The organism is Paenibacillus sp. FSL R7-0204 (genome assembly GCF_038002225.1).
Classification (GTDB): Bacteria; Bacillota; Bacilli; order Paenibacillales; family Paenibacillaceae; genus Paenibacillus_AQ.
In genome coordinates, this window is sequence record NZ_JBBOCA010000001.1 from 4,842,932 (window position 1) to 4,855,398 (window position 12,467).

Genomic DNA, 12,467 nt, shown 5'->3' on the forward strand with positions numbered 1-12,467 from the left:
TTTGGATGAAATGGGATAAATTAAGTGTATTTTTTCCAACTGCTATTGTAATAGAGTCTATTGGTTCATCAGCAAGTGTACATTATCCAACTAATTCCGTTCTTGTTAGCCTCCTGTTTCCGGGATCATTAGTATCTGGGTTCGTTCTGTGGGAAGGTACCCTGAAATATGACACTGGTCAGTGATGTGCGGGTTGTGTGCGGTGTAAATCGGGGTTACTGTCTGTGATGGATGTGAAGTATGCGCGGAATGTGCGTGTGACGGAATATGCAGGACGGGGAGTTGGCGCCCTGTGGAGGTATGCGGAAGTTCATACTACTCCAAAAACCCTCCGGCCAGCCAACGTCTATCCCATCTTCCGATGTCTGTAGACGTTGACTGCCATAAGGGTTGTGCTTCTACGTATCTAACTATGGAGTGTTACTTCTGCAATATCCGGAAGATTATGACGGCAGCTTCCGCCCGGGTGGTGGCTGCGGCGGGATGAATGGATATGCCGTCTCCCCGCACGATGCCTTCTCTAACAAGAGCGGCTACACTATTTACGGCATACTTCGCTACCTTACTGCTGTCCGTATAGCCGCTTAAATCTCCGGCACTGCCGCTAACCGTTAATTTGTTCACCGCCTTCAGTGCTCTGGCAGCGATGACCATCATATCCTGTCTGGTGATTTCTCCCTTCGGATTGAAACTGCTTCCGTCTACTCCCTGGATGATTCCCAGCTTCTTGGCAATGCCCAATGCTTCATAATAGTAGGCTCCCTGATTGACATCTGCGAAGCTGGAATCTGCCTCCGCTTCAAGTCCAAGAGCCCGCACCAGCATCAGCACAAAATCCGCTCGCGTGATGTTTTTCCCTGGATTAAAGGTCGTATCAGAGGTTCCTGTGATAATACCCAGCCCGTATAGCGTGTCAATCGCCTCGGAAGCCCAGCTATACTTGGCCTGCACATCCTGGAATGGGCTCGCAGGCACAGGTGTTGGTGCAGGAGTTACAGCTGGTGACGGCGATGGCGACACTACTGCTCCAGGCACAGGGGTAGGCGTTGGTGCTGGTGACGGCATAGATGTCGGCGCTGGTGTAGATATTGGCGTCGGTGTTGGTCTTGTTGTTGGCGTCGGTGTCGGCTCAGACGGGCCGCCGCTGTCTTTTAGCGTAGTTACAGAGAGTGCAGGACCATTCTTGCTCCAGTTCCCTGTCTCGTCCCCCGCCTGCACCGAGAAATGATACTCTGTTCCCGCAGCAAGCCCGGTTACCTTGTACCGCAGCTCTGTTCCTGGCAACGCCACAATCTCCTCAGATCCCCTATAGATTCTATAGGCTGTCACTCCCGTATCGTCGTCAGCGTCCGTCCAGGTTAAGGTAAGTCCGGTTTCTGTTATCCGTGAGGCTTCGAGCCTGCTTCCTGCTGTCCAAGCCGGTGGTGTCGTATCCGAAGCGGGCAGTGTCGTTGCGGAAACCGAAGGTCCATCGGTACTCCAATTGCCGCCGGTATCTACTGCCTCCACTGTGAACGTATACTGCGTATCCGGCTTGAGTCCTGATACTTGCTGACTGTACACAGCCCCGGTTACCGTCTCCGTGTACACGGCATCCGTAACTGTAAGCGGCTTGTCACCGTTTCCATTCGTAATCCGGTAACCAGTGATGCCGCTCTCGTCCGTTGCTGTAGCCGACCATGTCAGCGTCAATCCCTTGCTCGTAATGCCCGAGGCTTCGAGCGTACTTCCTTCTGCCCATACTGGTGGCGTAGTGTCTGAAGTCGGCAGTGTTGTCACCGGAACGGAAGGTCCGTCGATACTCCAATTACCGGCTGCATCCCCTGCTTCCACCTTGAAGGTATACTGCGTATTCGGCATCAGTCCGGTAACCTGATGGCGATATACCGATCCGCTTACGGACTCCACCGGTTCACCGCCGGTTACCACCATCGGTTCCGAATCAACTCCGTTATAGATCCGGTAGCCGGTAACTCCAAGATTATCCGATGCCGCCGGCCACGATAAGGTGACCCCGGTACTGGTAACTTCGGAAGCTTCAAGCTTACTTCCCTCCCCCCATGCCGGTGGAGTCGAATCTCCCTTGCCGCTGAGGGTCAGGCTGCCGAATACCTCTGTCGATTTCGCAGCTCTGCCAAGCAGATCATTCCAGGTGGCTACGCCGATCAGATTGGCTCCGTTTGCGTTATTCACCTGCGCATCGAACCGGATCTGTGTCCCGTTCTCCGGAGTGATGGTTTTGAACGGAATCTTCATTTCCACGGTATAATCCGTTCCGGCGGTTACCGCTGCCGATTCGAAGCCCGGGGAGGTCGCCGGAGTCGAATTACTGAGGAACTTGAAGGACTGCTCTCCGGCATAGTTGACCCGGTATTGCCCATCATCCTCAAGGTACGGCCAGGCGTTGACGCGGTCTTCATCCACGTAGGCCTCTACTGAATCCTGCTTCGTCTTATCTGTATTGTTTTTGCTCAGCTGCTTATCCTTCACCTGGAACAGCACATACAGATTCTCCTCGTCCCACAGCATCCGGGCTGTGCCGGCCGCTTCCGCTGTTGCCATCAGGTGGTTGTCAATTGGAATCTCGGGTGCATTCTTCCAGAGTTCATCGACCGTTCCGTCGATATCCGGTGTGCCGTACAGTGCCGTAGAGCTCCGGGTCTGCGGCGCTGTGTAGAGCGGATGCTCCGCCAGATATTTCTCAGGATCAATAATCGCATAATAGGCAGGCTTCGGCGCCAATGAACCGGTGAACGGCAGCGGGTTCTGGCTGGCTCTCCAGCTTGTGTTGTCCGTGTAACCCCACAGGGTGACACGCGCGATTTTATCGGCATGCTTGTTATAGATCTGGAATAATTGGGCGTACAGGCTCGCCTGCTTCTCCGCCCACTCTGCCGAGAGGGAAGAATTCATCCCCGCCAGCACATCCAGCTCGCTGATGGAAATCTCAACGCCCAGCGAAGCGTACTTCTCAATAGCGGCTTCCACATTAGCCGGACTGGTTCTCATGTCATAATGCGACTGCAGCCCTATCCCGTCAACCAGCAGCTTGCCTGGATGAGTCTGCGCATAACGGTCATTCATCTCTTTGACCATGTCGTAGATCGCATCCCGCTTCTCCGGGAATTCATCATTGAAATCATTGTAGTACAGCTTGATTCCCTTCAAATCCTGGTTGCTGTCCAGCACTTCCCGTGCGGCCAGGAAGGCCTGCTCCACGAAGTCTGGACCCACGGAATAGTACCAGGGCGATTTCCGCAGCGCATCTTTCCAGTCGGATACTGCCGGAGGTCCGTCCTGCATGGCCTCATTGACAACATCCCATGAGATCACCTTATCCCCGTAGTGTTCCATTACGGTCTTGATGTGGGTTCGCATATTCGCAAGCGCCTCACTGCGGGTGAGATAGAGCGGATTACCCGCCTGGTCCTTCAGTGCATTGCCAGAAGCGTCCACTTGCTGGGTAAACCACGCCGGAGTCTGGCTATGCCATACCAGCACATGACCGTGTACTTCCATCCCCATAGCCTGAGATTTGGCAACCATATCGTCAGACCTCGTGAACGTGTAGGTCCCCTTAGTCTTCTGCAGAGCATCCGGCTTCATCTCATTGCCGAAGGTCACGCTGTTGAAGTGATAATTGAAGAACGCATTCTGTCCGTTGCCCGGATTAAGATCACTATTTCCCGGCACATTTCCCAGCAGGAAGCCATTCTTATACACATCCTTGAGCGGAACAATCGTCTGCAGCCCCGTATTCACGAAGCTGAAGTCATCAATATAGTAGGATGCAGCGGCACTGTTAGGACTCTCTACATATAAAGTGACATCCTTGTTCAGATAACGGTACGTTCCCTCCAGCTTCACCCAGTCTCCGCCTGCATTGACCGTCTGAGTGGCTAGACTGACATAATATGGCGTAGTATCATTGACCAGTGCGGTCAGCTTCAGCTGTGCGCTTGCCGGGCTAATCAGCTTCACCCATACTGTTGTTGTGTACTCATTGCCAACTGTGACCATGTCCTTCAGATTGACGGACGGTCCGTCTGAATTAGCAGCTCTGCCTGTAACCTTCAGGGCATAAGCTCCGCCTGGGGTACGATTGGCTTCCTGGGTAGATGTAACCGTTACGCCTGCACTCCCCTTCGGCTTAAAGCCCTGAACCGTCTGATCCTCGAAATCTCTTATCGCCTTAATCCCCGCCACAATGGTAAACGGGTTAACCGTGACGCTGACGCTTCCCTTTGTTACCCTTAGCGTAAATCCGCCGTTCTGGAAGGTAATGGCTGTCGTCACTCCCAGCAGGTGAAGCTCTTCATTTTCATCCAGTAAAAGCTGTGCTTTGGCCATTAGCTTGGCGTTATCTTCACCCTCCACTGCGTTAGGAACGGTAATCCGGTTGCCAATCAGCGCCGCTGCTTGTTCCACAGCCTGCTGATCAGGGCTGAGTTCACCCGCTTCCCCCAGAGTCTTGACCAGGGTCACATTGGAAAAGGTTACTTTGAAATCCGTTACTGTACTGGTATTGGTTCCGTACAACTGCACCTTGGCATACTTGAAGAAGTCCGGGGTATACGTTGAAGGATTCCCCATCGCCAGCCAGGAAGCACCACTGTTCGTGGAGAAATACCCCTGAACCACATTGCCCTCTTTTACAATCCGCAGATAATAGTTGGTGCCACTTAGATTAGTCTGACTCGTATTGTTCGTGAAGGGCTGAGTACCTATTAACCCCGAATTATTCACTTTGATATTGGCGCTTACCTTTCTGGCATTGATTCTGTAAAATTCACCGTTTGTAGTCCGGCTGATGCCAAGTCCTGCTTGGGAATTCTCACCCACCGACGAATCATTAAGCGGTTTGTCTACCGTAAGCTTCGCTGTAAGTGTCCAGTTACCTTCGGCCGAACCCGGCATCTGCAGCATATTATGACTGCCCGGATATTCCGTGTCGCCCTTCAAGGTCTGAATTGCCGCCCCCTCCGCGCTATAGCCAAGGGCAGTCTGCGGATCAGCCGGATTGATGACTTCCCAGCCCGCCGGAAGGCCAGCCGCGAAATCAATGACTTCGTTCGTACTGAAGAAGATTTTATAAGTCTTGATCTGTTCTCCTTTGACGAACCGGACCACTGCCGTGCCTTGCGCACTGTCCGCCTGGGAGATGCTTATGATTTCAGACGGGTCATTGGTTGATGCTGTTACCCTCGGCACGGTGTTCCCGGTAACCGTGTACTTGTATTCATACTTCGCGGCATCGAAGTCAGACGGCTGAACGCCATCCACGAAAATATTGCGCGAAGCCACAGCCTCCGGCGTCAGTGATAGCTGATCGGCGTAGAGAATGTTGGCATCCTTCGCATACACTGCCATCACCACCTTGGCCGTACCCGACGGCTCATCATAGGTAAACGGGGCATTAGGCGTCTCATGCCAGTCCGCCACCTTCACATCCACAGGCTGGAAGGAGCTTAAGCTGAGCGGCCCGCCCTCCAGGATACGTCCGACAAACTTGCCACCGATCCAGTATGCAGGATCACCCGCTTCCCGGGCTGCATAGGGTTCAGGCATATCGCGCCCATTGATCGGGGTCATGCCGAGCTGGGTCCCGTTCTGGTCGTAGTACACCAGGGCCACTTCCACATCACCCGGATGCTCCGCAGCGAGATCATAGCTCTCCGGCCGGCTCATCATTGAGAGGAAGTAACCCTTGAAGTTATAGCTCTCTCCCTTGTTCAGCTTACCGGTAACGTCCTGCCACATTCCGTCATACTGCTGCGCAGCGTCGATGCGGCCAGCAAGTTTGCCGGAACCGGCAACCTTAGAGGTAGAGCTGTTCTTCAGGTAACGGGAGAGTCCCGAGTAGCTCTGAATGGTATCCGCCGTTAAGACGGGTCCAGCGGTAACAGTCTCAAAGCTCCCCTTGTTGTAACGGCCTGTAGACCATTTGTCTGTATTGGAAGCGTTTGCCGTATCAAAATCCCCGTTGAGCAGCAGGTTGCCCGGAATAGATACTGTTGAATTGTTGGCGGCAGTACTCCAGTCGGCATCTCCTGCTCCGAACAGGAAGCGGTCAACGGTGATCGTACCCGCAGTCCCATTCGGTTCGGCGACAATATACAGATCTTTATGGCCGTAAGCACTAAGATCGCCTGTATCGACCATGTCCTGGAATTTGCCGTATACGTCATTGGCCGGTACCGGAATTTCTGCTACGCGCGTCCCTTGGGACAGGATATCGGCGCTATTGCCGACAGCGGTTCCCACCGGAAGCACATATGCGGCCAGCTTACCTCCTTGAGCCGACTTACTCTGGGCGGTCAGATACAGCAAGTGTCTGCGCACAACGCCGCCGTTCGCGGAGCCATCTGCAAAGTTCAGGTTTCTATAGCTGAGGTACCCGCCAGATCCCAGTGTCACTGCCTCATTCGCACGGCCCGCATTACCATCACTGTCGCCTGGCACATTGTTATCATTTCCCTCTGCCTCCAGCGTTGAGAAAATATCACGCTCCCCGTCAAGTCCCTGGTACGAGGCAAATTTGCCTTGGGACGGTACAATAGTGACGATGCTGGCAGACGGGACGCCGATGACGAACTTGCCGCCCGTTACCGGAATCGTGGCCAGCTTCTTCTGATTCTCGCTGCCTGAAGTTCGGAACACGGTTACGCTTGTTGTCCCTGCCGGGAAGTCCTTCAGATTGAATTCAAGCGGCTGAAGGCTGTCATCATTCTTGGCATTCGATACTGTCATCGAGAAATCATTGGTATCCGGGTTCTTGAAGGCGACCACGTTGATATCGGCCGCAGGTACCCGTGTCACATCAAACCGAACATCTCCGGGATTCATAAACCGGGAGAAATGCCCATAGCCGTAAAAGCGCTTGAACAACCGGTATTCACCCGTCAGCGTGCTGATCCGACCAGGCTCCTGCTGGGAGTTGGTCGTAGCGAAGCGGATCAGGTCAGAGCCGTCCGCACCGTTGCTATCCCACATGCTCCACCAGACAAAGCCGTTAAAGCCGGGGTTGCTGCTGAACATATTCGTCAGCAGATTGGACCAGCGCACGGCGTCGTTGATGTTCTGATTGCCGTACCGCTGAGTATAGGCACCGGCCGATCCGTCACTGGTATCCTGATTCATGAATTCGGCCTGCCAGAGCTTATATTTGGTCAGGTACTCGGGATACTTGCTTCCATCCTTGGAGTAATCCAGCGGATTCTGGGAAAAGTCGCCGGTATGGTACAGCTTGTTCTCATCCGTGCCGATCCCGACCGTACCATACAGATGAGTAGTAAATACGTCGAGGTAAGGGTTTTTGTCCAGTGCATTGTCAGGGTCGGTCTGATTGAACACTTCGCCGCCTCTGCTTAAGGAAGCGTTCAGATTGGTGCCGTCCACGGCGGCAAGCTGAGGAATGAAGTCAATGAGCTTGCCGTCCGGATTCTGGATATCATAGAGGGCACCGCCCGGCTGCATCGACTTCTTCAAGGCAGGGCCGATGTAACCACTAATCAGCTCGGTGACATATGCGGCTGACCCGCCCGCGAGGTCAACCTCATTGAAGGGATTGATGTGGGTGATCGGAATTCCATATTGCTCCCACATTCCGCGGATATAATTCACGAGGTAATCCGCATATGCCTGGTAGTAAATTTTCACCACTTTACCATTAATAGTGGCTGTATCACTGCGGACAATCTTGTTAGGGGAGCCTGTCGAGGATTGGCTCATCCAGTAAGGCACCGTCCATGTACAAGCGTAGAACTGCTTGACACCGTATTGCATCGCCTGGCGCATCGTCCAGACCTGATCCACATCGAACAGCTCTTTACGGGTACGCGGCGAGTTCTTAATCACCACAGGATGATCCCCCGGTGCGCTCAGGAGATTGGTCGGGCCTCCATCGTCATTCGCGGCCGGCTGATCCCAGGAAGGATAATCCCATACAAAGTCATGCACAGGCACCAGCGTACCTGGAGCGTGTTCCGGTTCAACAGGCCAGATACTGTCGGTATTGCCATCGTAATAGCGGTTCTCCGCTTCTATTTTGTATCCATATTGCCCGCCCGTTCCACGCAGGGGAATGGCATTGCCTTCAATATCGAAGCCGGGCTTGCTGACATCTGCCAGCAGACCGGTCAGAGGATTGAATCCCGGGCTGGCGGCGGTGGCATTGGCAGTGGTAAGGCCGCCGTTATCGCCGATGATGACCCGGACAATATCGTGGCCAGTGCCTGCTTGTTCACTGAAGGTCAGATCCAGCAGATGCCTGACGGTATCTTGATGACCGGCCGAAGCCAGCTGCAGCATATGGACGGAATCCGTATAAGCATAAGCGGCCCCTACGCCATCCATCCGCTGGTAGGTTTTGTACCAGTCAGCGGTTACCTGCGCCGGGACAGCAATTGCAGGAGCAGCCTGAACCGGGGGGGAAAACGGCACCGGGGTAATCATGCTCAACACCAGAGTACCGCTTATTGCTACTGCAAGTGTCTTTCTCCAGATCTTTTTACTCATTCCGCGTGTTCCTCCTTTTTGTATACGCTTACATCAAATTGCTTGGTTATAGCTTAACAATTCAAAATTAAAATTTGTATGAGACTGATGCACGATTCATTTTAAAATAAAACTAAAAACCTTTGATTTTTAACGAAACGGGAACTTCAGGTATCTTTGGTCTCCTGATAATACAAACGGCTGCACTGTCCTTTAATAAGGACGGTGCAGCCGCAAACGTACCCGTAATCAGCCCTTCACCCCGCCAACCGTCATCCCCTGCACGAAATATCTCTGCAGGAACGGATAGACCATCAGGATTGGAACACTGGCGATGATCGTCATCGTCGCCCGCAGCGAGGTAGGCGTTACCCTCACAGCATTTTCTGCGGATTGGTAGGCGTCAACAGCCCCTCCGGTCGCAGAGGTGTTGGTGGTCTGCAGGATTTTCATCAATTCGTATTGCAGGGTACTTAATTTGATATTGGAGGAGTTGTACAAAAAGACGTCGAACCACGAATTCCATTGTCCCACCGCGACGAACAAGGATACGGTTGCCATTGCGGGAATGGTTAGCGGCAATACCACACGGATAAAGGTAGTGAATTCTCCCGCACCGTCAATCCGGGCCGATTCCAGAATCCCTTCGGGAAGTCCTTCGATGAAAGAGCGGATAATGATCATGTTGAACACGCCGATCACCCCCGGAACAATATAGACCCAGAAGGAGTCTGTCATGCCCAGATTGCGGATCAACAGATATCCGGGGATCAGGCCTCCACTGAAATACATGGTAATGACGAAGAAAAGAGTGACAAACTTGCGCAGCACAAACTCCTGGCGGCTGACAGTGAAGGCCAGCATTGCCGTGCAGAAGACGGATACCGCAGTTCCAATTACCGTGCGCAGCAGTGAAATTAAGGTCGCGTGATAAATCTCCGATTCTCCGAAGATATATTTATAGTTGTTAAAGGTCCACTCGCGCGGCCACAAATAAATACCGCCTCTCACGGCATCATTGGCGTCGTTGAAGGACACGGCGATCATATTGACAAAGGGATACATCGTGACAATCATCAGACAAATCATAAAGATTACATTGCAGATATCGAACACCCGGTCCCCCAGACTGGAGTTCCGTAAGCGGGACGCTTTACTTGATTGCATGACATAAACCTCCTATTAGAATAATCTGCTTTCTCCCATTCTCTTGGCAATATGATTGGCGGAGAAAAGGAAGATAAAGCTGACTACGGTTTTGAATATGCCTGCCGCGGTCCCTAAGGAAAAGCTGCCCATTCCCAAACCATACTTCAGAACGAAAATATCCAGGTTCTCCGAGTATTCCAAATTCATCCCGTTCCCCAGCAAATATTGCGGCTCAAATCCAGATTCAAGAATATTACCCAAGTTCATAATCAGCAGGATAATGATCACCGGCTTGAGTCCGGGAAGCGTAATATTGAGCATCCGCTGAAAGCGGCCCGCCCCGTCGATTTCAGCCGCCTCATATTGGGAAGGATCGATTGATGTAATTGCTGCCAAATAGATAATGGTGTTCCAGCCTACGTCTTTCCATACCTGGGTTCCCGCGAGAATTCCCCAGAAATAATTTCCTTTTCCCATCCACAGCACCGGTTTGTCCAGGAGATGCAGCTTCGTCAGCAGCAGATTGATAATCCCGTCCGGGGATAACACGGTCAGCACTATGCTTGACGCGACAACCCAGGAGATAAAGTGCGGCAAATAACTGATGGTCTGAACCACACGTTTAAACACAATATTTTTAAGCTCATTCAGTAAAAGAGCCAGCGTAATTGCGGTTACGAAGCCCAGGATTAGCTGAAGGGTACTCATTACCAGGGTGTTGCGCAGTACCCGGTAGAAGGTGCTGTCTTCAAACAGAATCCTAAAATGCTTCAAACCCGCCCATTCCTGCTCGGAAAAGCTTCTGGCCGGCTTATAGTTCTGAAAGGCCATGGTCCAACCCCAAATGGGCAGGTATTTAAACACAAACGCCCAGATTACGAATGGAATACACATGAAAGCCAGCGTTCTCTGCTGGATAAGGCGGTTGAAGAATAAATTGGTTTTATTTATGCCACCTCTATTATTCTTAAGGCTTGGGGGTACAGAATTCACTGGTTTCTCCACTTGATTTTACTCCCTTCCGGCTCCTTGCTGATTAATCTCTATATCACCATTTGCCTGCGACGCGGTCCTGTACCTTTTGTGTAATGAAATCCTCATAGGTCTTCTTATCCAGCTTGTTGAGCTGATTCATGTAGTCGTCCCAGTTCTTGCCGAAATTGGCCGGTGTGTCCAGAATCATCGAAGGCAGGTGGTTCCGCTGCAGATCATCTGCTTTGGTGATGAACATCTGCTGGGGCGATCCCTGTTCAAGGGCAATGGACCACGCAGGGAACCATGATCGCTCGTCCGGATTGCTGAACAGCTCACTGAAGGTCTTCACGCCGTATGCTGCAAGGAGCTTCTTATCGCCTTCTGTGTAGCTGAAGGTTGCCACCTCCGGCTGGCTGCCGGGGCCATAAGCGTTGCCGTCCTGCAGAACGGAGGCGTTTCCATAACGGGGCCAGCTGTAATTGAAGTAGTCGAACCCGAATTTCATGCTCTTTTCAGGATCTTCATGCATTTGGCGTTGCTCATCGTTGGCATACGTGAAGCGGCCGTTCTCGTCAATTGCATAGCTCTGGTCCTTGATGCCCCACTGAACCAGAATCTGATTCTCTTCTTTCAGCAGATTATCGAAATACTTGATAATGCGGACCGGATCTTTGGCTTTGACGGTAATGCCTACCCCGTAATTGTTGACAAATCCGGGAGGATCAATATATTGATCCTTGGTCCCTTTATCGAACACGATCGGCAACGATACATAGCGCTTATCATCATTGCCCGCTTTCTTCAGATTGTTGGTTGCGTCCCCAACCTGCCAGGAATAGCTGAAATAACCGAGGACGCGTCCGGAGGTCAGCTTCGCCAGATACTGGTCCTTGTTCATGGTGAAGGACTCCGGATCAACCAGCCCTTCGGCATTGGCCTCATTCAGCTTCCCGATCCACCGCTTCTGATAGTCAGAGCCCGCGACCAGCTTGGCCTCATGGGTCTGCATATCTATGATGGAGCTGCCGTCGTTAGGAGAGCCTGCCAAGTGCATGGCCGGATTCTGGAGGGTATAGAAGCTGCCCTGCTCACCGGCAAGGGTAGCGAAACCGATGGTATCCTTGCCCTCTATCTGCGGGTGCTTTTCCTTGTACTGCTTGATCAGGTCGAAATATTCATCCAGAGTGGTGATTTTAGGGTAATTGAATTCCTTCAATACGGAACGCTGGAGGTAGAACCCCGTCTGGAAGTTAGGCTCGGACAGGTAACCGATATTGGCTCCGTAAGGGAAGAAGTAGATTTTACCGTCCTTCTGTCTGAATTTATCAAAATAAGGGCCATAAACACGCTTGATGTTGGGTCCATACTTCTCAATCAGATCATCCAGCGGAATGAAAGCCCCTGCTTCCATCAGCTTGGCCATTTGGCCGCTGGAATCAATAATGTCAGGGTAATCTCCACTGGCAATCATCACTCCTGCCTTTGTATCGCCATCGCCTACCAGATATTCAATGTTCCAGTCCACGCCGGTTTGTGTCTGCAGTTCTTTCCCGATCGTGGTTTCACTGCCCAGAACCTGCTTCTTCGGCCCGCCGAAGCTGAAATACTTGTACGTAACCGCTGCGTTATCTTCTTTTCCTTGATCCGTGGTACTGTTCGCCGCACTGTCAGACGAGTTCTTGCCGTTGCCGCAACCTGTCAAAGTCGCCGCCAAGACAAGTGCCAAACTAGCGGTCATAATTCTGCTTTTTAACATTTCGACTAAATCCCCCTTACGATTCTTAAATTCCTTCAACGCTGTAAGCACTTACAATATATCAAGTAACCGCTTTCCTGATTACCCGCCA

General features: G+C 52.1%; 4 protein-coding genes. All 4 read right to left on the reverse strand.

The annotated features are described in order from the left end of the window. Window positions 1–420: 420 nt before the first annotated feature. Window positions 421–8,517, reverse strand: a complete 8,097-nt coding sequence (locus MKX42_RS21540) for an endo-1,4-beta-xylanase (protein ID WP_340754465.1) — start codon at window positions 8,515–8,517, stop codon at window positions 421–423. 228 nt (window positions 8,518–8,745) lie between these two features. Beyond that, window positions 8,746–9,663 carry a carbohydrate ABC transporter permease gene (locus MKX42_RS21545; protein ID WP_340754466.1) on the reverse strand — a complete coding sequence of 306 codons (918 nt, stop codon included), beginning with the start codon at window positions 9,661–9,663 and terminating at the stop codon, window positions 8,746–8,748. A 15-nt stretch (window positions 9,664–9,678) separates the two neighbouring features. Next, window positions 9,679–10,596, reverse strand: coding sequence for an ABC transporter permease (locus tag MKX42_RS21550; protein WP_340757759.1), 918 nt, complete (start codon window positions 10,594–10,596; stop codon window positions 9,679–9,681). A 97-nt stretch (window positions 10,597–10,693) separates the two neighbouring features. Beyond that, window positions 10,694–12,376, reverse strand: a complete 1,683-nt coding sequence (locus tag MKX42_RS21555) for an ABC transporter substrate-binding protein (RefSeq protein ID WP_340754467.1) — start codon at window positions 12,374–12,376, stop codon at window positions 10,694–10,696. Between the last annotated feature and the right edge of the window lie 91 nt (window positions 12,377–12,467).

Coding starts and splice junctions, on each gene's coding strand:
- MKX42_RS21540 (WP_340754465.1), bottom strand. CDS start 8,517: ATGAGTAAAAAGATCTGGAGAAAGACACTTGCAGTAGCAATAAGCGGT.
- MKX42_RS21545 (WP_340754466.1), bottom strand. CDS start 9,663: ATGCAATCAAGTAAAGCGTCCCGCTTACGGAACTCCAGTCTGGGGGAC.
- MKX42_RS21555 (WP_340754467.1), bottom strand. CDS start 12,376: ATGTTAAAAAGCAGAATTATGACCGCTAGTTTGGCACTTGTCTTGGCG.